Annotated in this window: 14 protein-coding genes; 7 read left to right on the plus strand and 7 right to left on the minus strand. The window is 70.8% G+C overall.

The features are described from left to right. Positions 1 to 286 precede the first annotated feature (286 nt). Positions 287 to 781 carry a MarR family winged helix-turn-helix transcriptional regulator gene (locus ACWDEW_RS38640; RefSeq protein WP_450519436.1) on the plus strand — a complete coding sequence of 165 codons (495 nt, stop codon included), beginning with the start codon at positions 287 to 289 and terminating at the stop codon, positions 779 to 781. Between the two features lie 17 nt (positions 782 to 798). On the opposite strand, the gene ACWDEW_RS38645 is transcribed toward ACWDEW_RS38640, so the two are convergent. Beyond that, the gene (locus tag ACWDEW_RS38645) at positions 799 to 1977 is read right to left on the minus strand and encodes a cytochrome P450 (protein ID WP_450519438.1); all 1179 of its coding nucleotides are present in this window, start codon (positions 1975 to 1977) and stop codon (positions 799 to 801) included. A gap of 518 nt (positions 1978 to 2495) precedes the next feature. Here ACWDEW_RS38645 and ACWDEW_RS38650 point away from each other — a divergent pair. Both ACWDEW_RS38650 and ACWDEW_RS38655 read left to right on the plus strand, forming a co-directional pair. After that, positions 2496 to 5039 carry a SpoIIE family protein phosphatase gene (locus ACWDEW_RS38650; RefSeq protein ID WP_450519440.1) on the plus strand — a complete coding sequence of 848 codons (2544 nt, stop codon included), beginning with the start codon at positions 2496 to 2498 and terminating at the stop codon, positions 5037 to 5039. Positions 5040 to 5115: 76 nt separating this feature from the next. After that, positions 5116 to 7842 (plus strand): SpoIIE family protein phosphatase, encoded by a 2727-nt coding sequence (locus ACWDEW_RS38655; protein WP_450519442.1) that lies wholly within the window; start codon positions 5116 to 5118, stop codon positions 7840 to 7842. A gap of 3 nt (positions 7843 to 7845) precedes the next feature. Here ACWDEW_RS38655 and ACWDEW_RS38660 read toward each other — a convergent pair whose 3' ends face one another. From ACWDEW_RS38660 to ACWDEW_RS38670, 3 genes are all read right to left on the minus strand, one after another. Next, positions 7846 to 8037 (minus strand): hypothetical protein, encoded by a 192-nt coding sequence (locus ACWDEW_RS38660; RefSeq protein ID WP_450519444.1) that lies wholly within the window; start codon positions 8035 to 8037, stop codon positions 7846 to 7848. A gap of 171 nt (positions 8038 to 8208) precedes the next feature. Next, positions 8209 to 9696 (minus strand): esterase, encoded by a 1488-nt coding sequence (locus tag ACWDEW_RS38665; protein WP_450519446.1) that lies wholly within the window; start codon positions 9694 to 9696, stop codon positions 8209 to 8211. Between the two features lie 125 nt (positions 9697 to 9821). After that, on the minus strand, positions 9822 to 11657 hold the full coding sequence (locus tag ACWDEW_RS38670; protein WP_450519448.1) for a glycoside hydrolase family 15 protein: 1836 nt from the start codon (positions 11655 to 11657) through the stop codon (positions 9822 to 9824). Positions 11658 to 11810: 153 nt separating this feature from the next. Between ACWDEW_RS38670 and ACWDEW_RS38675 the strand changes: the two genes are divergently transcribed. From ACWDEW_RS38675 to ACWDEW_RS38690, 4 genes are all read left to right on the plus strand, one after another. Further along, positions 11811 to 12008: a hypothetical protein gene (locus tag ACWDEW_RS38675; RefSeq protein ID WP_450519450.1), complete on the plus strand. Its 198-nt coding sequence runs from the start codon at positions 11811 to 11813 to the stop codon at positions 12006 to 12008. A 69-nt stretch (positions 12009 to 12077) separates the two neighbouring features. Continuing rightward, complete coding sequence (sthA, locus tag ACWDEW_RS38680) at positions 12078 to 13481, plus strand: Si-specific NAD(P)(+) transhydrogenase (protein ID WP_262058772.1); 1404 nt, start codon at positions 12078 to 12080, stop codon at positions 13479 to 13481. Positions 13482 to 13704: 223 nt separating this feature from the next. Next, positions 13705 to 15177, plus strand: a complete 1473-nt coding sequence (locus ACWDEW_RS38685) for an APC family permease (RefSeq protein ID WP_450519452.1) — start codon at positions 13705 to 13707, stop codon at positions 15175 to 15177. 10 nt (positions 15178 to 15187) lie between these two features. Next, positions 15188 to 16147, plus strand: coding sequence for a hypothetical protein (locus ACWDEW_RS38690; protein WP_450519454.1), 960 nt, complete (start codon positions 15188 to 15190; stop codon positions 16145 to 16147). Positions 16148 to 16151: 4 nt separating this feature from the next. Here ACWDEW_RS38690 and ACWDEW_RS38695 read toward each other — a convergent pair whose 3' ends face one another. The 3 genes from ACWDEW_RS38695 to efeU form a co-directional block, all read right to left on the minus strand. After that, complete coding sequence (locus tag ACWDEW_RS38695; RefSeq protein WP_450519456.1) at positions 16152 to 17315, minus strand: HoxN/HupN/NixA family nickel/cobalt transporter; 1164 nt, start codon at positions 17313 to 17315, stop codon at positions 16152 to 16154. Between the two features lie 135 nt (positions 17316 to 17450). After that, positions 17451 to 18722 carry an iron uptake transporter deferrochelatase/peroxidase subunit gene (efeB, locus tag ACWDEW_RS38700; RefSeq protein ID WP_450519458.1) on the minus strand — a complete coding sequence of 424 codons (1272 nt, stop codon included), beginning with the start codon at positions 18720 to 18722 and terminating at the stop codon, positions 17451 to 17453. Positions 18723 to 18772: 50 nt separating this feature from the next. Further along, positions 18773 to 20845: an iron uptake transporter permease EfeU gene (efeU, locus tag ACWDEW_RS38705; RefSeq protein ID WP_450519460.1), complete on the minus strand. Its 2073-nt coding sequence runs from the start codon at positions 20843 to 20845 to the stop codon at positions 18773 to 18775. Between the last annotated feature and the right edge of the window lie 144 nt (positions 20846 to 20989).

Genomic DNA, 20989 nt, shown 5'->3' on the forward strand with positions numbered 1-20989 from the left:
GGTGGAGTCGGCCGGTGCGGCGGAGTGCGCGGCGGCGGGACGGGAGGGGGACGGCGGCACGCCGGGAGGGATCGGTGGAGTCGGCCGGTGCGGCGGAGTGCGCGGCGGCGGGACGGGAGGGGGACGGCGATACCATGGCCGTAAAGGTAACCGATGGTTCACTAGTTAACAATAGGATCGGTGAGGGCCCGTGCAGGACGGACGCCCAAGCCGCACCCCAAGCCCCGATCGAAGCCCCTGCAAGCTCTGAAGTCCCTGAAGTCCCGAAAGCGAGAACAAGAGCCGCATGTCGCCCTCTCCCACCGACGTCCGCGCGCAGTGGACCGAGCACAACCCCGGCCTCGACACCTCCCCCATGGAGTTGATCGGCCTGCTCAAGCACGCCACCGGCCTCCTGAACCGGGCGGTGGAACCCCTCTACGCGGGCGCCGCACTCACCGCGCCCGAGGTCGACATGCTGATCCCGCTGCGCCACGCCACCGAACCGGTGATCGCCCGCCGGCTCGCCGAGTGGCTGGGCCTGTCCCGGGCGGGGGTCAGCAAGGCCCTGGGCAAGCTGGAGAAGCGCGGCTTCATCGCCCGTACCCCGAATCCGGCCGACCGGCGGGCCGCACTGGTGACCATCACCCCGGCCGGAGCCAAGGCCGTGGACGAGCTGTTCCCCCGCCAACTAGCCGCCGAAGTGCACCTGTTGGCAGGCCTGGGCGAGGACCGGGACCGGGTACTGAACGCGCTGGAGCGTCTCGTGGAGGTCATGGAGCGCCAAGTCGGGCGCGCGTGAGCGACTCTGACGATCCGTCAGACTGGGGCGTCCCACCGCACATGAAGCGTCGGCGGTTTGCGGAAGACCAGCCCTTGTGGGGCGGTCGGGTGGTCCGGGTCGAGGCGCAGGGCGGGGAGCCCGTCGAGCAGGTGGTGGAGGGCGATACGGGTTTCCAGCCGGGCGAGGTGCGCGGCGAGGCAGTAGTGCGGGCCGTGGGCGAAGGCGAGTTGGAGGCGGGCGTTCTCGCGGCGGACGTCGAAGCGGTCGGGATCGGGGAAGACCGCCGGGTCGCGATTGGCGCCGGTGAGGGAGACGGTGACCAGGTCGCCCTCGCGGATCGCGGCCGGGCCGAGGACGGTGTCGCGGGTGGCGTAGCGGTCCACGACGGCCGCGCCGGGTTCGAGGCGCAGCGACTCCTCGATGGCACCGTCCAGCAGACCCATGTCAGCGCGGACCAGGGCGAGTTGGTCGGGGTGCCGGAGCAGGTGCAGCAGCGCGTTGGTGATCATCGCCTCGGTGGTCTCGATGCCGCCGAACATCAACACAGCCGCGTTGGACGCCACTTCGGGCACCGTCAGCCGCCCGGCGGCCGAGACCAGGAGTGAGGCTCCGCCCCGGTCGGCGACGGTGGCCTCGACGGCCGCCCGCAGTTCCGCGTAGGCGGCTGTACCGGCCGCTCCCGCCTCGTGCCCGGCGGTGATGTCCGAGACCGACCGCACGATGGCGTCGTACCAGGAGAGCACGGTGGACGGGGTGGTGCCGGTCAGGCCGAGCGCCTCGGTCACGACGGCTACCGCCAGGGGGCCGGCGAAGGCGCGTCGCAGTTCGCCGGTGCCCGCCGGTCGCAGCGTGGTGACGAGCCGGTCGGTCTCCCGCTCGATGAACGAGGCGAAGCCGTCCCGCACTTCGCGCGGGCGGAAGGGTGCGGTGAAGGGTTCGCGGTGGCGGGTGTGCCGCTCCCCGTCGAGGGAGAGCATGCTCGGGCCGACGACCTGGGCGGTGGAGAAGCGGGGATCGTCCACCGTGAAGGTGGTGGCGTCCCGCATCACGGCGAGCGCGAGGTCGCGCCGGGTCACCAGCCAGCCGTCCAACTCGGGCAGCCAGGAAACGGGTTCGCTCTCACGGAGCCGCGCCAGCCGTGGATGCGGGTCGCGGGCGAGTTCGGCGAGCGTGGTCCCGGCACCGAGCGGGTAGGCGGCGGCGACCGCACTCATCGCGCTCCAGGTCGGGGCAGAGGGAAACTGGCCATGGCCGAGGCTAACAATCCGGGCACGGCCGACCACGGGTGGGGCCGTACGGCGAGACGGCCGTCACCGCATGCCACCCCGCACTCACCGTGTGTTCCACCACCCGGTCGGTCACCGCCGACGAATACGGGCAACAGATCGAATTCGCCCCGCGCGGGGCGGAGTTTGCGCCATCCTGAACGCCACGAGACGCGGACCCGGTCACAGGAGCACGTCGGGCCTCAACTCCTCTGTCACAACTGCGCACTCAACGCCCTGGACCGGCACCCTCGGCCCGACCCGACGACACCGCACCGCGCCCAGCTCCCGCCACTGAAACCGATACCGACACTTGAGTCACTCTTGATCACTTCATCAGACCCCGACGGACCGGCGATACCCGTGCCTCTCCAGCCCATCCCGTCCGCCCAGGTGACCCCGGCCGCGTCCTGGCGCATTCTTGCTGTGTCACCCACACGGCGCCACAGGGACGAGGTAGAGCCCCGATGACTGGGAGTGCCCAGCGCGAGAAGGGGACGCCCGGACGGCTCGCCGACCTGCTCATCGACGCCTCGACGGAGGCGATCGACGCGGCCGGCGGCCACTCCGGGGGCGTCTACCTGCGGTCGAGCACGCCCGGACTGCTGCGCCTCGCGGTGCTGGCGGGGCTGCCGGGGCCGCTGTTCCGCCCCTGGAACCGGCTGAGCGTCGACAACAAGTTCCCCGTCGCGGACGCCTTCCGGCTCGGCGTCCAGGTGGTCCTGCCGAACGCCACGGAGTGCATGCGCCGCTACCCCCAGTTCGCCGCGAGTCTGCCCTTCCAGTTCGGCTCGCAGTACGTGCCGGTCATGAGCGGGTCGACGACGTACGGCGTGCTCACCGTGTTGCGGCCGTCCGCCGCGGACACCACTTCGGTGCTGTCCGGCCTCGACCGCATGACACGGCTGGCCGAGGAGCTGGGTGCGGCGCTGCGGGCACTGGAGGACGAGCACAAGGACGAGGAGGGGCCCTGCGTCGCCTGGGACGGCGAGCCGGTGTGCGTCCGGACGGCGGCCACGCGCCGCCCCGAGGGCCGGATGGCCCGCTTCGTGTGGGACCCGGCGACGGCCGTCGTCACCGGGGACAGCGCTCTTCACACCCTGCTGGGCGTCGGGCCCGGCGAGTCCCCCGGTACGGCGCAGGCCATCGCGGACGCCCTGGCCCCGAGCGACACGTACCAGGTCATGGCGGCGCTGCGGGCGACCGCCGCCGGGAAGCCGCCGCCGCTGCCCCTGCGGGTGCGGGCGGCGGACGGCTCGGTCCGGCTGCTGGACCTGTGGACGCCCGCCACCGGCCCCGCCCCGCCCGGCGGCGGACATCCGGTCAGCGGTGTCGTCCTGGACCCGGGCCCCGCCCCGGTCTCGGACAGCGCGGCCGATCTGCTGCCGGACGGCGTGTTCTGCCTGGACCGGCTGGGGCTGGTCACCTACGCCAATCCGCGCGCCGCCCAGCTGCTGGGCAGCCCGCGCGAGGAGCTGCTCGGGCGCCCCCTGTGGGAGGGCGTGCCCTGGCTCAACCAGATCGGCTGCGAGGACCAGCTGCGCGCCGCCCTGCTGTCGCTGGGGTCGGTGAACTTCCACGTCCGGCGTCCGGAGGGGCACAAGCAGCCGCCGGAGCCGTACGAGGGCGACTGGCTCGCGCTGGCGGTCCATCCGGGCCACGACCAGCTGACCTGCACGGTCGCACCGTCGACCCGGGTGTCGGGACCGCCGATCCCGCTGGTGCCGGTGCACCCCGAGGGGACGGATGTCCCGGGGAACGGTGTCACCTCCCTCGCTCCGCTGTACCGGCCGATCGTGCTCGCCATCGCGCTGACGGAGGCGGTCACCGCCCGCCAGGTGTCCGCGGTGGTCATGAAGGAGCTGCTGCCCGCCTTCGGCGGCCGCCGGCTCGCGATCTACCTGCTGCAGGAGCGCCATCTGTACCTGGCCTGGGAGACCGGTTTCCCGCAGGGCTTCCTCGCCCCCTTCGACGGGGTCGGTCTCGACACCCGGCTGCCGGGCGTCGAGACCCTCACCACCGGACGCCCGCTCTTCTTCGACTCCATGCAGCAGCTCGCGGAGGCCTATCCGGGTATCCCGCTGGACGCGGAGGTGGGCGCCCGCGCGTTCCTGCCGCTGATCGCGTCCGGCCGCCCGGTCGGCTCCGCCATCCTCGGCTTCGACCGGAACCGCAGCTTCAGCGGCGAGGAGCGCGCGGTGCTCACCGCCCTCGCCGGACTGATCGCCCACGCGATGGAGAAGGCCCAGCGCTACGACTCGGAGGCCGCGCTCGCCCGCGGCCTCCAGCAGGCCCTGCTCCCCCGCCGGCTGTCGGTCCACCCGCAGGTGGAGACCGCCGGCCGCTATCTGCCGGGCACCCAGGGCATGGAGGTGGGCGGCGACTGGTACGACGTCGTGGAGTCCGGCGACGGCCTGGCGCTGGTGATCGGCGACGTCCAGGGGCACGGTGTCCAGGCCGCCGCCACCATGGGTCAACTCCGCAGTGCGGTAAGGGCGTTCGCGCTGGGCGACCGGCCGCCCGACGAGGTGATGAGCGGCACCAACCATCTCCTCATCGACCTCGACCCGGGCCAGTTCGCGAGCTGCTGCTACCTCCGTCTCGACCCGGCGAGCGGGCTGGTCCAGGTCGCCAGGGCCGGGCATCCGCCGCCGCTGATCCGTACCCCGGACGGCCGTACCCGGGTCTGGGACATTCCCGGGGGTGTCGTACTCGGGGTGGATCCGCACGCGCAGTACCCCGTGACGGAACTCCAGCTGGAGCCCGACTCCATCCTGGCGCTCTACACCGACGGCCTCGTCGAGCGGCCCGGCGTCGACATCGACGACGGCATCGCCGCCCTGCGGGTCGCCCTGGCGAAGGCGGGCGGTCCCGCCGCACGGCCGGGCGGGCGTTCCCTGGCCGGTGTCGCCGACCGGCTCACCACGGCGGCCCGGCACACGGCCGACCGTCCCGACGACATCGCGCTGCTGCTCGCGGCCCGGCGCGCCAAGCCCGGCAGGCACCCTTGATCCCGGTTCGGCCCCGGCCCGTCACCGGGTGTGATGCCCCTCGCCTCCTGAGGGCGGGCAGTGTAGACATGGGCTCATGGTCCGCCTGACGGGTCGACCAAGGGCCCGGTCGACCCACCGCCCCGACGGTCTGCGCGCGCAGCGCCCGTACGACCGTGCCCGTCGGGCGCGCGAACACCGGCACCGGCGGACCGGTCTGGCCGGCCGCAGCGTCGCCGGGCAGGTGTTCGTGCTCCAGGTGGTGATCGTGCTGCTGCTGGTCGTGTCGGCCGTGGTGGCACAGGTCCTCCAGGTGCGGCACGACAGCACGCAGGAGGCCCGCAACCGGTCGGTGGCCGTCGCCGAGACCTTCGCCAACGCGCCGGGCACGGTCGCGGCCCTGAAGAGCGCCGACCCCACGGCGATCCTGCAGCCCAGCGCCGAGGCTGCCCGCAAGACGTCCAAGGTCGACTTCATCGTCGTCATGAACACCGACGGGATCCGCTACACCCACCCCAAGCCGGACCGCATCGGCAAGAAGTTCGTCGGGAACATCGCCCCGGCGCTGGCCGGGCACGTAGTCACCGAGGAGATCATCGGCACCATCGGACCGCTGGTGCAGGCGGTGGTGCCGGTCAAGGGCCCCGGCGGCAAGGTCGTGGGCCTGGTGTCGGCGGGGGTGACGAAGGCGAACGTCGGCGGCACCGCCGACCAGCAGCTGCCGCTCCTGCTGACCGCTGCGGGGGTGGCGCTCGGCCTCGCCCTCGGCGGCACGGCCCTGGTCACCAGACGCCTCCAGCACCAGACGCACGGTCTGGGCCCGCACGAGATGACCCGGATGTACGAGCACCACGACGCGGTCCTGCACGCCGTGCGGGAGGGCGTGATCATCGTCAGCGGCGAGGGCCGGCTCCTGCTCGCCAACGACGAGGCACGCCAACTGCTCGACCTGCCCGAGAACGGCGAGGGACGCCTGGTCCTCGACCTCGGACTCGACGCCGAGATGACGGCCCTGCTGGCCTCCGCGCGCGTCGCGACGGACGAGGTCCACCGCGTCGGCGGCCGACTCCTCGCCGTCAACCAGCGCCCCACCGACCTGGAGGGCGGCCCGCCCGGCAGCGTCACCACACTGCGCGACTCCACCGAACTGCGCGCCCTCTCCGGCCGCGCCGAGGTCGCCCGCGAACGCCTCAACATGCTCTACGACGCCGGAGTGGGTATCGGCACCAGCCTGGACGTCACCCGCACCGCCGAGGAACTCGCCGAACTGGCCGTCCCCCGCTTCGCCGACTTCGTCACGGTCGACCTCTACGACGCCGTCCTCAGCGGCGAGGAACCCCAGCCCGGCACCGAGCTGCGCCGCACGGCCTACAGCGGAGTCCGCGACGACGCCCCGCTGTACCCGGTCGGCAAGCAGATCCAGTTCGTGGAGTCCGCCCCGCAGGCGCGCAGCCTCGACACCGGGGACGCGGTCGTCGAACCCCGGCTCGGCGAGGCCCCCGGCTGGCTCACCCAGGATCCGGAACGCACCGCGCAGGTCGTCGAGTACGGCATCCACTCGCTGATCACCGTGCCGCTGCGGGCCGGGGCCCTGATCCTCGGCGTGGTCAACTTCTGGCGCTCCGACAAGCCCGAGCCCTTCGACTCGGAGGAGCTGGCCCTCGCCGAGGAACTGGTCGCACGCGCCGCCGTGTCCATCGACAACGCCCGCCGGTACACCCGCGAGCACGGCATGGCGGTGACCCTCCAGCGCAGCCTGCTGCCCCGCCGCCTCCCCGAGCAGACCGCGCTGGACGTCGCCTACCGCTATCTGCCCGCGAAGGCCGGAGTGGGCGGCGACTGGTTCGACGTCCTGCCCCTCTCCGGCGCACGAGTAGCACTGGTCGTGGGCGACGTCGTAGGCCACGGCCTGCACGCGGCGGCCACCATGGGACGGCTGCGCACCGCCGTCCTCAACTTCTCCGCCCTCGACCTGCCACCGGACGAACTCCTCGGCCTGCTGGACGAGTTGGTCGGCCGCATCGACCAGGACGAGACGACCGAGGACAGCGGCGCCCCGGTCACCGGCGCGACCTGCCTCTACGCCATCTACGACCCGGTCACCCTGCGCTGCACCGTCGCCCGCGCCGGCCATCCGCCCCCGGCGCTGATCCGCCCGGACGGCACCGTCGAGTTCCCCGACGTCCCCGCAGGACCCCCGCTCGGACTCGGCGGACTGCCTTTCGAGACCGCCGAGTTGAAGCTCGACGAGGGCAGCCGACTGGTCCTCTACACGGACGGACTGGTCGAGGACCGGGAACGCGACATCGACGTGGGCCTGGAGATGCTCCGCACGGCCCTCACCCGGGCGGGCGACTCCCCCGAGGACACCTGCCGGGCAGTCCTCGACTCGGAGTTGTCGGTTCGGCCGAGCGACGACATCGCCCTGATCGTCGCCCGCACCCGCGCCCTCGGCGCCGACCGGATCGCCGAATGGCAGGTGCCGTCCGACCCCGCGGCCGTCTCCGACATGCGCGCCTCGGTCACCCGCCAACTCACCCACTGGGGCCTGGACGACCTCACGTTCACCACCGAACTCATCCTCAGCGAACTGGTCACCAACGCCATCCGTTACGGCAACGACCCCGTCCGCGTCCGCCTGTTGCGCGACCGCACCCTGATCTGCGAGGTCTACGACGGCAGCACCACGTCACCGCATCTGCGGTACGCGGCGATGACGGACGAGGGCGGCCGGGGCCTGTTCCTGGTGGCCCAGCTGTCGGAGCGGTGGGGTACCCGGTACACCCCGGCGGGCAAGGTCATCTGGGCCGAACAGGCGTTGTGAGCCCTAGACTTCGCCGAGAATCTCCGCCATCGCCTCACGCCACCAGGACGGCGCGCGCGATCCGGTGCGGCGCAACTCGGCCGGGAGGGCGATCTCGGCTCCGCGCCGAGCGGGCGTCCACATCAGCGGACCGTCCGCGCCCTTCGAGAGCCGTCCGGGTCGCCAACGGCCGTCCCGCTCGGGCCACTTCAGCATGCAGACGGGCCCGCGCCCGACGTCACGGCCCGGCGCAGTCGCATCCTGCGCGTGACCCGGTCGGCGACGAAGACGCCCAGCACGAGGACCACCAGCGCTACCACCATGCGCACATCCAACCAGGTCGCACGGCGGCGCCCGCACCGACTGCGGGCGCCGCCGTGCTCCTCGTCACTCGTCGATCGCCGCCCCGAAACGGGCCGCCTTCGCCGCGCCGCCGAGGTCCGCCGCGCCGTACAGCGAAGAGCCCTCCGCGAGCAGGCCGTTCGGGCCCGCCGGCAGCAACCAGACATAGCCGTCACCGGAGTTCTCGCCCGGTGCGGAGGCGACCAGTTCGGATCGGCCGTCGCGGTTCGTGTCGGCCAGGCGGACCTGGGAGCCCCAGGCGTCGTCGGCCTCGGCGGTGCCGGGGATGTTCGCGGTGTTCTGGTCGAAGGACTGGGCGCCGGTCGCGGTCACACCGTCGCGCGAACCGCGCAACAGCCAGACGGCGCCCGCGTCCTGGACGGTGCCGACGTCCTCGCCGGGCGCGCCGACGGCCACGTCCGCGTAGCCGTCGCCGTCCACGTCACCGACGGACAGGTCGTTGCCCCAGGCATCGCCGTGCTCCGAAGTGCCGGGCACGCCCGGGGAGTTCTGCGACCACCAGTCCGCGGGGCCGGTCGGGCCCGCCGAACTGCCGTAGTAGACAGCGATCTTGCCGCCGTCGTCGCCCTCGGCCCTGTCGTCGGCACTGCTGAGCTGGCCGAGCACCAGGTCGTCGTAGCCGTCGTGGTTGATGTCGCCGGAGGCGGTGCCGAGGCCGCCGTTGAGGTCCTGACGGTACGTCAGCGAGGTCTCGCCGCCCGCGTAGAGGGCCGACCAGCCCTGCTGGTAGTCGTCGTCGGGGCTGTAGCCGGAGATGACCAGGTCGGCGAAGCCGTTGCGGTCGTAGTCGCCGGTGGTGAGGTAGGCGGGCTGGAGGCGGTGGCCGCCCGGGTGGGTGGTCGTGTTCAGGGCGCCCATCGTGTGCAGGATGCCGGTGTGGTAGGCGAAGATCTGGGCACCGTTGTTGTCGAGCACGGCCATCTCGTCGGTGTCGGTCGCCCCGGTGAAGCGGGCCGCCGCCACGGACTGGCCGAACCGGTCGCCCGCCTTCGGGGTCGCGGAGGTGAAGGAGTCGTTGGTCTCGGCTCCGAGGCCCGCCTTCGAGCCGTAGAGGACGGTGACGCGGCCCGCGTCCTCGACACTGCCCTCGTCCTCGCCGGGCGCGCCGATGATCGCGTCGTCGTAGCCGTCGCCGTCCACGTCGCCGGTGGCGATCGCCTGACCGAAGGAGTCGTAGGTCTCCGAGGTGCCGGGGACGCCGGGCGTGGACTGGCTGATGACGGCCGTACGGCCCTTGGGGACCGTGTTGTTGGTGGCGATGCCGTTCGGGGCGCCGTACTGCACGGTGACGTATCCGGCGCCCTCCTTGCCGTCTACGGTGCCGCCCGGCGCGCCGATCAGGACGTCGTCGTAGCCGTCCCCGTTGAAGTCGCTGTTGCGGTCGACGGCGCTGGTGCCGCCCGGGACGCCCGCGTAGCTGGCCGGGGCGGCGACGATGCCGGCGCCGGCCAGGAGCAGGAAGGTCGCGGACGCGACGGCGGCGGAGACCTTCTTGCGTGACACGTTCGTCATGATGTGTTCCCCCGTGGGTCAAATTTGTTGCGGTCAGGGGGTTCGACACGGGACATGACACGGGAGTTGTGGTGCCTCGGTGTGCTGTGACACCTCGGTGACAACTGTTGCGTGGCACAGACGGATCAGCCGAGCGCCCGGTCCAGGTTGAACGCGGCGCTGATCAGGGCGAGATGGGTGAACGCCTGGGGGAAGTTGCCCTGTTGCTCGCCGGTGCGGCCGATCTCCTCGGCGTACAGGCCGAGATGGTTGGCGTAGGTGAGCATCTTCTCGAAGGCGAGCCGGGCCTCGTCGACGCGGCCGGCGCGGACCAGGGCCTCGACGTACCAGAAGGAGCAGATGGAGAACGTGCCCTCGTCGCCACGGAGTCCGTCGGGGCTGGCCTGCGGGTTGTAGCGGTAGACGAGGGAGTCGGAGACCAGTTCCTCGGTCAACGCGTCCAGTGTGGAGAGCCACTTGGGATCGGTGGGTGCGATGAACTTCGCCAACGGCATCATCAGCAGCGCGGCGTCGAGGACGTCGCTGCCCTCGTACTGAACGAAGGCCTGGCGGGTCTCGGACCAGCCGCGGTCCATGATGCGGCGGTAGATGGTGTCGCGGCAACCGCCCCAGTACGGCAGGTTGGCGGGCAGGCCGCGGCGGCTCGCGAGGCGGATCGCGCGCTCGATCGCCACCCAGCACATCAGGCGTGAGTAGAGGAAGTTCTTGCGGCCGCCGCGGGTCTCCCAGACACCCTCGTCGGGCTGGTCCCAGTGGACGCAGACCCAGTCGACCAGGGCGCACACGTCGTCCCACTGGGCGCTGGAGATGGGCTCGGCCCACTTGTCGTAGAGGTAGATGGAGTCGATCAGGGCGCCGTAGATGTCGAGTTGGAGCTGGTCGGCGGCGGCGTTGCCGACGCGGACCGGGGCGGACTTCTGGTGGCCCTCCAGGTGGGGCAGTTCGCGTTCGGTGAGCTCGGTGCGGCCGTCGATGCCGTACATGATCTGGAGCGGTCCCGAGGGGTTGCCGTCGCCGGGGCTGATGTAGCGGGACACGAACTGCATGAACGCCTTCGCCTCGCCGGTGAAGCCGAGGCGCAGCAGCGCGTAGACGCAGAAGGCGGCGTCGCGGATCCAGACGTAGCGGTAGTCCCAGTTGCGCTCGCCGCCGAGCTGTTCGGGGAGGCTGGTGGTGGGGGCGGCGACGATCGCGCCGGTGGGGGCGTAGGTGAGCAGCTTGAGGGTGAGGGCGGAGCGGTGGACCATCTCGCGCCAGCGGCCCCGGTAGCGGGACTGGGACAGCCAGCGGCGCCAGTAGGCGACGGTCGAGTTGAACTCGTCCTCGGCCTCCGTGCGCGCACAGTTCCGGGGTGAGACCTCGCCGTCGACCTGGTCGAGGGCGAACACCTCGGACTCGCCCTCGTCGAGTTTGAAGTCGGCCCACACGTCGACCTCGTCGCACTCCAGGGGCACGGTGGCGGTGAGCGCGAGGGATTTCTCGGCCGACTCGAAGAGGGCCACGTCGCCGAGCATCCGCGCGGTGTGCGGGCTGGCGCCGTAGTCGAACCTGGGCGCGACCCTGGTGCGGAACGGGACCGAGCCGCGTACGCACACCACGCGGCGGATCAGACGGTGCCGGGCCGCCTCGTCCGACTCCCCGGTCACCGGCATGAAGTCCTGGACCTCGCCGACGCCGTCCTCGGTGAAGAACCGGGTGATCAGGACGTTGGTGTCGGGAAAGTAGAACTGTTTGGTGCGGGCGGGCACGGCCGCGGCGAGCTCGAAGGAGCCGCCTCGCTCCGCGTCCAGGATCGCGGCGAAGACGCTGGGGGCGTCGAAGGACGGGCAGCAGTACCAGTCGATCGTGCCGTTGGTGCCCACCAGGGCCACGCTCCGCAGATCGCCGATCAGTCCGTGCTCGGCGATGGGCAGATATCCGGGTCCGGTGGGGGTGTCCTGGTGGGGCGGGGTCTCGACCATCGCGGCAGCCTCCCTGGTACGGGCCCGCGCGGGCCATGTCCAGCTTAGGTTCAGGTTCTCCGTCGGCCACTCTTCCGGATGCACACTGGAGTCGGGCACGGAATCGTGGGAGTGGGACCAACGGCACGTGCCCGGTCTCGACGAGGAGGCACCATGTCGACAGCGCGACCCGATGAAGGATCCGAACGCGCCACCCCGGATGCCCTGCTGCACACCCGCACCGGCACCGAGGTGGCCCCGGAGGACCTGGTCCTGGCCACCGGCCGGGACGTCACGCCCGCGAACCTGGAGTGGGCCAGGAGGAAGATCGAGGCGGAGGGGGCGGCCGCGCTGGACAAACTGCTCCCCTAGCCGTCCTGTGGGCACCTGGTTACCCGTTCACCCTTTCGGAGAAGGCGCTCCGGCTGACAGACTCCGGAGGTGCCCGACTTCGACATGCTTGTGATCGGTTCAGGACCGGGTGGCCAGAAGGCCGCCATCGCCGCGGCCAAGCTCGGCCGCCGGGTCGCCGTCGTCGATCGCCCGAACATGGTGGGCGGCGTCTCCATCCACACCGGGACCATCCCCTCCAAGACCCTGCGCGAGGCGGTGCTGTATCTCACCGGCCTCACCCAGCGCGATCTGTACGGGCAGAGTTACCGCCTGAAGGACGACATCACCGTCGGCGATCTCACCGCGCGGACGCAGCACGTGGTCAGCCGTGAAGTGGACGTCATCCGCAACCAGTTGTCCCGCAACCAGGTCTCGCTGTTCGCCGGCACGGGCCGGTTCGTCGACCCGCACACCATCGCGCTGACCGAAGTCACCGGCCACGAACGGCTGTTGACCGCGGAGAACATCATCATCGCCACCGGTACGCGTCCCGCGCGGCCGGACACCGTCGAGTTCGACGGGCAGACGATCATGGACTCGGACAACGTCCTGGACCTGCCCAAGGTCCCCCGGTCCATGGTCATCGTCGGCGCCGGTGTCATCGGCATGGAGTACGCCTCCATGTTCGCCGCGCTCGGCAGCAAGATCACGGTGGTGGAGAAGCGCGCCGGCATGCTGGACTTCTGCGACCTGGAGGTCATCGAGTCGCTCAAGTACCACCTGCGGGACCTCGCCGTGACCTTCCGCTTCGGGGAGACGGTGGCCGCCGTGGAGCGGCACACGAACGGCACGCTGACGGTCCTGGAGAGCGGCAAGAAGATCCCGGCCGACGCGGTGATGTACTCCGCGGGCCGGCAGGGCCTGACCGACGAACTCGACCTGGACAAGGCCGGGTTGTCCGCCGACCGGCGCGGCCGGATCGACGTCGACGAGAACTACCGCACCGCGGTCCCGCACATCTACGCCGTCGGCGACGTCATCGGTTTCCCGGCGCTCGCGGCGACCTCGATGGAACAGGGCCGTACGGCCGCGTACCACGCCTGCGGAGAGCCGGTGCACCGGATCGACGACCGGCAGCCGATCGGCATCTACACCATTCCGGAGATCAGTTTCATCGGGAAGACCGAGGACCAACTCACCGAGGAGTGTGTGCCGTTCGAGGTCGGGATCTCCCGCTACCGCGAACTCGCGCGCGGCCAGATCATCGGCGACTCGCACGGCATGCTGAAGCTGCTGGTCTCCCCCACCGACCGCACGCTGCTGGGCGTGCACTGCTTCGGCACGGGCGCGACGGAACTCATTCACATCGGCCAGTCGGTGATGGGCTGCGGCGGAACGGTCGACTATCTGGTGGACGCGGTCTTCAACTACCCGACGCTGGCGGAGTCGTACAAGGTCGCCGCCCTCGACGCGACGAACAAACTGCGGCAGATCGACCGACTCGGCGACTGATCGTTCACAGGAGATTACTCGCTGGTCAATCTTGAAAGGTCAAGAGCTACGGCTATCATCACACCCACACACGGTGTGACCGTCCGCCGACGCAGCGATTAAGCGGTATCCGCCATTCCCTTCCGTTGTTCCGGCCGACCACCGACCCGAGGCCACCCCTCTCCGGGTCCGGGGCCGGCCCGCTCAACTCCGCACGTCGTGCAAGACGGAAAGCAGCGCAACCATGAGCAACAACAGGGGCAGAGGGCTGCAGGCCAACGCCCTCGGCACGTTCGACACCGTGGTGATGGCCGTGGCGGGCAGCGCCCCCGCGTACTCGCTCGCCGCGACCACCGCGGTGCTGGTCGGCGCGGTGGGGCTGGCCAGTCCGGCCGCCCTCCTCTACTGCGCGATACCCATGCTGGGCATCGCGCTGGCCTTCAGCTACCTCGGCCGGATCGACGTGAACGCGGGCGCCAGCTACTCCTGGGTGGGGCGCACCCTGCACCCCTTTCTGGGCTTCATCAGCGGCTGGGCCCTGGTGATCTCCGCCACCATCTTCATGGTCGCCGGGTCGCTGCCCGCCGGGTCGATGACCCTGTCCCTCTTCGATCAAGGCCTCGCGGACAACACGGCGTTGTCGACGGTCGTCGGCGCGGCCTGGTTCGTGATCATGCTGCTCGTGGTGCTCGGCGGCGCCCGGCTCACGGTCCGGGCCCAGCTCGTCATGTCCGGTGTCGAGCTGGGGATTCTGGCGCTGTTCGCGGCACTGGCCGTCGTCCACACCGGCAACGCCCGTGTCTTCGACTGGTCCTGGCTGGGCTTCAGCCACTTCGACGGGGTGTCCGGCTTCGCGTCGGGCGCGCTCATCGCCGCGTTCTACTACTGGGGCTGGGACGTCACCAGCAACCTCAGCGAGGAGACCCGCAACAGCCGCCGTACGACCGGACTCGCGGGCCTGATCGGGGTCGGCATCGTGTTCCTGCTGTTCGAGGTGTTCACCATCGCGGTGAACGTCATCCTGTCCTCGCGGCAGATCGAGAGCAACGACGCCAACGTACTGGCCGTGCTCGGTGACGAGATCTGGCCGGGCTGGGGCGGCAAGCTGCTGATCGTGTCGGTGATGCTGTCCACGATCGCCACCCTGGAGACCACGCTCATCCAGGTCACGCGGTCGCTGTTCGCGATGGGCCGGGACCGTACGATGCCGGCCGCGCTGGGCCGGGTGCACCGCACCTGGAACACGCCCTGGGTGGCGATCGTCGTGGTCGGCGGGGTGGCGCTGGCGATGTTCATCGCCTCCAACGCGCTGGGTTCGGTGGGCGAGATCCTCGCCGACGCGATCTCGGCGATCGGTCTGCAGATCGCGGTGTACTACGGTCTGGCGGGCCTCGCGGTGGTCGTCGCGTACCGCAAGATGCTGTTCAAGTCGGCGGGGAACTTCCTCTTCGGCGGGCTGTGGCCGCTGTTCGGTGCCCTGTTCATGTTCTGGATCTTCGTCGAGTCACTGAGCAGTCTGAGCACCGCCGCGATCGCCATCGGCATCGGCGGCCTCGCCGTGGGCCTGATCCCGATGCTCTGGTACTGGAAGCAAGGCAGCGACTACTACCGGCCCTCACGGCTCGACGCCACCCTCGCCGTGGAGACGGACTACGTCCCCGACGACTTCGTGCCCGAACAGTCCCGTGTCCACCAGGGTCTCCCGACGGACTTCTGAGGGGCACCGGATGGCGCGAGACCGCTTCACCCCCGACTTCGACCCCGACTGCGGGGACGCGCCCCTCAGTTCGGCCCGGCACGACATCGTCATCGGCCGCTGGCAGGGCCTGCGGGACCTGCTGCGGAACACCGGTGCGCACTGGCTCGCCCGCGGCCACCGCGTCCGGATGCTCGCGCAGGCCTGCGCCAGCAGTTCGACGGTGGAGTCGTGGCTGGCCGCCGAGCCCGGCAGCGGCGACGCGCTCACCCTGCGGGCGGCCACGGAGACCGCCCGGGCCTTCAACCTGGCCATCGCGGCGGGCCGGGGCGTGCCCATCGACCGCAACCGGATCGACACCGCCGTCATGGCCTGCCTCCAGGCCGCGGAGGTCTATCCGGACGACCCCACGCCGTGGATATCCCTGATCTCCGTCGCCCGTCTCTACCCGGCGGGCGTGCGGCGGCAGGAACTCGCCCGCTGGTGGGACGAGTTGCACCGGCGCGACCCCTACAGCGTCGAGGGCCACCTCCAGGTCCTCCACTACTACTCCTCCCGCTGGCACGGCAGCCACGGCCTGATGTACGACTTCGCCCGCGACGCGGCGGGCGTGGCACCGCCCGGCTGTGCGCTGCCGGTGCTGGTGCAGTACGCGCGGGTCGAGGAGTACCGCTTCGCCCTCAACTCGGCCCTGGGCCAGCAGGCCTCCGTGGGCCTCGGCCAGCACTGGACACATGACGGCGCCGTCAGCGACGTACGCCGGACCTGGCAGCGCTGGATCGCGGCCCGCGAGCAGGGCGCGATCCCGCCCGGCGAACTCCGCGACCTCAACTATCTTGCCCACGCGGCCTGTTATGCGGGGACCAAGGACGTGGCGGCGGACGTGCTCGGCATGATGGGCCGTCGGGCGACGCCGACTCCCTGGTCGTACACCGGGGACGCGGAGAAGCAGATCGTGAAGTGGCGGAAGGAGTTCGGGGTCCGCTCCTGACGGGCTACTCGGCGGACCGCTCCGCCGGCTGGGCCAGGCCCGCCGTCCACTTGTCCTCGATCCGGCCGAACTTCCACACCAGCAGGGCCACGGCCCAGGTCGCGAAGAAGAGGCCGACGATGACGAAGCCGATGACGTTGAGGTCGAGGCCCGCGATCCAGTCCCAGAAGAAGCCGTGCAGGTCGAGCTTCTCGGCGAACAGGCCCAGCAGTTCGACCGTGCCGATGATCAGGGCGACGGCGACGGACAGGCCGGTGATGGTGAGGTTGTAGTAGACCTTGCGGACCGGCTTGGAGAAGGCCCAGCCGTAGGCGAAGTTCATGAACGTGCCGTCGATCGTGTCGAGCAGCGACATGCCCGCGGCGAACAGCACCGGCAGGCACAGGATCGCGTACCAGGGCAGGCCGGAGGCGGCGCCCGAACCCGCGAGCACCAGCAGCGCGATCTCGGTCGCGGTGTCGAAGCCGAGGCCGAACAGCAGGCCCAGCGGGTACATCTGCCAGGACTTGGTGATCGACTTCATGAAGCGGCCCAGGATGCGGTTCATGAAGCCGCGGTTGTTGAGGTGCTCCTCCAGCGCGGCCTCGTCGAAGTCACCCGAGCGCATCTGGCGGAACACCTTCCAGATGCCGGTCAGGATGACGAGGTTGATGCCGGCGATGACGTAGAGGAAGGTGCCCGAGACGGTCGTACCGATGAGGCCGGTGACGTCGTGGAGCTGGGAGTTGTCGTCGCGGACCGGGCCCGCCAGGGCCTTGACGCCGAGGGAGAGCAGGAGCGTCAGGCCGAAGACGATGCTGGAGTGGCCGAGCGAGAACCAGAAGCCCACCGACAGGGGCCGCTTCCCCTCGCTCATCAGCTTGCGGGTCGTGTTGTCGATGGCCGCGATGTGGTCCGCGTCGAACGCGTGCCGCATGCCGAGCGTGTAGGCGGTCACGCCCATGCCGATGCCGAAGGACTTCTGGCCGACGCTGTAGTGCCCGGGCGCGACGATCCACACGAGCGTGAACCAGCCGATCACGTGCAGCGCCAGGATGAAGCCGGCCATGCCGCCGACCCTGGTCCACTCCTGCCGCGTCATGGACGTACGGACGCGATACCAGACCGACGGCCGCGAGGACGCGGCCGTGGCGGGGAGGGTCGGAGCGGACTCGGGGGCGGCCGTCATCGAAGGGGTCTTTCTGCCGGGGACGAGGTCGCGGACTTGCAACCTTGTGCCATCCTCCCGTACCTGCAACCCATTCGCAGTAACGGTCGGCAAAGCCCACGGCAGGTCTTGGTCATGGGAAGGGAAAGTCCCTGGTCAGGTCGCCAGCAGACGCCGCCCCAGCCAGTCCTTGGCATCCCGCACGCCGGGCAGCGCGTAGAAGTAGCCGCCGCCCGTCGGGGAGATGTAGTCGACGAGGGGCTCGTCGATCAGCCGGGTCTGGGTCGCCTCGAACTGCCGCTTCACGTCCTGCTGGTAGCAGCAGAAGACGAGGCCCATGTCGAGGTTGCCGACGGTGTCGATGCCCCGGTCGTAGTTGTAGCCGCGGCGCAGGATGCGCGAGGTGTCGGTGGCCGCGGTGCGCGGGTTGGCGAGGCGGATATGGGCGTCGAGCGGGATCGCCGTGCCCTTGGGGTCCTTGGTGTACTGCGGGATGTCGGTCTCCTTGGCGCCGTCCAGCGGGGCGCCGGTGTCCTTGCGGCGGCCGAACATCAGCTCCTGTTCGCTGAGCGAGACCCGGTCCCAGAACTCGACCAGCATGCGGATGATCCGGATCACCTGATAGCTGCCGCCGCTCGCCCAGGCCGGCTCGCCCTGTCCGTCGCCGACCCAGATCAGCCGGTCGGTCTCGCGGGCGGACTTCACATCCGGGTTGGCTATGCCGTCCTTGAAGCCGAGCAGATTGCGCTGGGCACCGGTGGGGCGCGGGGTGTTCTGGAAGCCGTCGATGCGCCACTTGATCTGCATGCCGCCCCGGGTGTGCCGGGCGATGTCGCGCAGCGCGTGCAGCACCGTGTCCTGACGGGCGGCACACACCTGGAGCGACAGGTCGCCGTGGCACTCGGCGGCGCGCAGGTTGTCGTTCGGGAAGGTCTTCATGGGGGTCAGCCGGCTCGGCCTGGCCTTGGCGAGGCCGTAGCGGTCGTCGAAGAGGGACGCGCCCACGCCGACGGTCACCGTCAGGGCGTCGGCGGGGACCTCCGGTCCGAGGATGCCGTTGTCGGCGGGCGGCGCGCCGACACCGAGGTCGGCGGGAGTACCGCCTGCGGTGAGGAAGCGGGCCCGATCGGTGATCGTCCGCAGCAGATCGGCGAGTTCGGCACGGTTGTCGGCGATCACGTCGAGGGAGACGAAGGTCGCGGCGGCCGGGGCGGGGGTGAGGATGCCCGCCTGATGGGTGCCGTGGAAGGGCACCTTCGCCGCGTTCGTGGTGTCCGCGGCCTGCGCCTGGGTACTGCCGCCGGTCTCGGCGAGCGCGAACGCCCCGCCGGCCAGCACCGCTCCGGCGGCCCCGGCACCGAGCGCCGTCCGGACGAAGGAGCGACGGCCGGCTCCGGCCGGGCAGCCCGGGGTTTCGGCAGTGGACATCGGACGGTTCCCTTCACTACGGCCAGTGCTGTTCGTGTTCTCGGCGCTCATCAGGCGGACTTCCTGATCTCCAGCAGATCCGGCACCGGTGCCAGGTCCTCCAGCAACTGCCCGGTGGCGCCGTTGAGATGAGCTCGGGTCGCCGGGTCGAGCTGCTCGACGGGGGTCCAACCGCCGCTCTGGTGCGCCGAGTCGAGCAGCTTCTGCAGCCGGGCCACGGCGGCGTCGACGGTCGGAAGCAGCGTCGAGGACTCCTTGGTCAGCAACGGCCTGAGTACGGTGAGGAGTTCACGGGTGCCGGCGAGGTTGCTGTCAACGGTCGCGAGGTTGGTGCCACTGCCCTCGTCGGTGTCGCCGGTCAGCTCGAACTGCAGGGCGTTCTCCAGGATCTCGTGGGCCCGCAGCGGCAGATCGCCCGGGTCGAAGTCCTGGGTGGGGAACGCCTTGCGCAACCCCACGACGGCGGTGGCGAGTTGCTGCGCGGGCACCTTCAACTCGCCCGCCGACTGCCCGTGCCACAGCCCGTACTCGATGCGGTGGAAGCCCGCGAAGTCCTTGTCGTCCACTCCCCCGGCCAGCCCGTCGGCCCGGCCGTTGATCTTCTTGTCGAAGTCCTCGAAGGTTCCGTAGGCGGCACCGAGCGAGGAGTACGTGCGGTGCGCGGTGAGCCAGTCGGCGCGCGCCTTGCCGAGGTGGTCGCCCGCGATGTCGGCGCTGAGCTGCCGGGTCTGGGTTTCCAGCGTGGCCAGGCCCTGGTCGACGTACACCCTGTAGGCCTTGAGGGGTGCGGCGAGGTCGTTCTCGGAGACGGGGACGACCGCCTTCACCGTCCCGCCCCCGCCGCTGACGTGCACGGTGGCCGAGGTGACGGCCTTCGCGCCGGTGGGGACGCAGCGCCAGGCGTACGAGCCGCCCGCGACGGTGGCGACCAGGTCCCGGGTGGTGCCCGGGGCCAGGCCCTCGACCTCGCCGTAGACCGCGCCCGTGGTCGGGTCGATGAGATACACCTCGGACGTCTTGTCGCTGGTGTTGTGCATCTGGAAGGTCTGGCGTCCGGTGTCGGGCGCGGTGAAGCCCTTGCCGCACTCCGTCTCGGAGACGGCGACCGTCTCGGAACTCGCGGGCTTGGGGCGGGCGAAGGCGACGACGAGCCCGGCAACGACGGCGGGTACGGCGACCACGGCGACGGGGACCACCCAGGCGGGGCGGCGGCGCGGGGACGACACGGACTCCGGGGCCGCCGGTGCGGGCGTGGACTCCGGTGCGGGCTCCGCCTCCGGCGTCTTGACGCGCTCGGCACGCGGAGCCCGCACGCCTCGCACGCCTCGCACGAACAGCGGCAGGACCACGGCGAGATAGCCGACGTAGCCCACCACCTGGAGCCAGGTCATCGTGGGCATCAGGTTGAACACGCCCTGGATGAGCGTGCTGTACCAGGAGCCGGCGTCGACGCTGCCGCCGAGGTCGAAGGCGTACGTCGTCAGGCCGGGCAGGACGCCGCCCTCCTGGAGGTCGCGCAGGCCGTAGCCGAGGACGCCGGCGGCGATGACGATCAGGACGACGCCGGTGGCGGTGAAGAACTTCGTCAGGTTGATCCTGAGGACCCGGCGGTACAGGCCCCAGCACAGGCCCGCCGCGAGGACGAGGCCGATGGCGGCGCCGGCCAGGGGGCCGGAGGACTCGCCGGCCGCGCGGGCGGTGGTCCACAGGAACAGGGCCGTCTCCAGGCCCTCGCGGCCCACCGCGAGGAAGGAGGTGAGCATCAGGACGCCCGCGCCCATGCCGAGGGCGCCGGTCACCTTCTCCCTGATCTCGCCGGAGAAGGTGCGTGCCGAGCGGCGCATCCAGAACACCATCGCGGTGACGAACGCGACGGCGATCACGCTGAGGACACCGCCGAACGCTTCCTGGGCGGTGGCGGAGAGGTTCGCCGCGGTGAACGTGAGCACGGCGCCGAAGCTCAGCGCGAGGGCGATCGCGGCCAGCACACCTGTCCACACCTGCGGCAGGCGGGACCTGGCGTCGGCGCGGACGAGGGTGGCGACCAGGATCGAGACGATGAGTCCCGCTTCCAGCCCCTCCCGCAGCCCGATCAGAAAGCTCGGAAACGCGTCGTCCCACATTGGGCGCGAACCCTCCTTGGTTAGTGAAGGCATGCCTTACTTCGCGGACCATCATGACTACATGCGTGTAGTCCATCAGTCATGAATCGGCAACGACCGGGCAAAAGTGCGGAACTCCTCACGCCCTGCGATCGTCTACAGTTG

This window comes from Streptomyces sp. NPDC001100, from assembly GCF_053598575.1.

Bases quoted from the DNA above. Each gene is read 5' to 3' on its own strand.
- ACWDEW_RS38640 (WP_450519436.1), top strand. From the start codon at position 287: ATGTCGCCCTCTCCCACCGACGTCCGCGCGCAGTGGACCGAGCACAAC.
- ACWDEW_RS38645 (WP_450519438.1), bottom strand. From the start codon at position 1,977: ATGAGTGCGGTCGCCGCCGCCTACCCGCTCGGTGCCGGGACCACGCTC.
- ACWDEW_RS38650 (WP_450519440.1), top strand. From the start codon at position 2,496: ATGACTGGGAGTGCCCAGCGCGAGAAGGGGACGCCCGGACGGCTCGCC.
- ACWDEW_RS38655 (WP_450519442.1), top strand. From the start codon at position 5,116: ATGGTCCGCCTGACGGGTCGACCAAGGGCCCGGTCGACCCACCGCCCC.
- ACWDEW_RS38660 (WP_450519444.1), bottom strand. From the start codon at position 8,037: ATGCTGAAGTGGCCCGAGCGGGACGGCCGTTGGCGACCCGGACGGCTC.
- ACWDEW_RS38665 (WP_450519446.1), bottom strand. From the start codon at position 9,696: ATGACGAACGTGTCACGCAAGAAGGTCTCCGCCGCCGTCGCGTCCGCG.
- ACWDEW_RS38670 (WP_450519448.1), bottom strand. From the start codon at position 11,657: ATGGTCGAGACCCCGCCCCACCAGGACACCCCCACCGGACCCGGATAT.
- ACWDEW_RS38675 (WP_450519450.1), top strand. From the start codon at position 11,811: ATGTCGACAGCGCGACCCGATGAAGGATCCGAACGCGCCACCCCGGAT.
- ACWDEW_RS38685 (WP_450519452.1), top strand. From the start codon at position 13,705: ATGAGCAACAACAGGGGCAGAGGGCTGCAGGCCAACGCCCTCGGCACG.
- ACWDEW_RS38690 (WP_450519454.1), top strand. From the start codon at position 15,188: ATGGCGCGAGACCGCTTCACCCCCGACTTCGACCCCGACTGCGGGGAC.
- ACWDEW_RS38695 (WP_450519456.1), bottom strand. From the start codon at position 17,315: ATGACGGCCGCCCCCGAGTCCGCTCCGACCCTCCCCGCCACGGCCGCG.
- efeB (WP_450519458.1), bottom strand. From the start codon at position 18,722: ATGTCCACTGCCGAAACCCCGGGCTGCCCGGCCGGAGCCGGCCGTCGC.
- efeU (WP_450519460.1), bottom strand. From the start codon at position 20,845: ATGTGGGACGACGCGTTTCCGAGCTTTCTGATCGGGCTGCGGGAGGGG.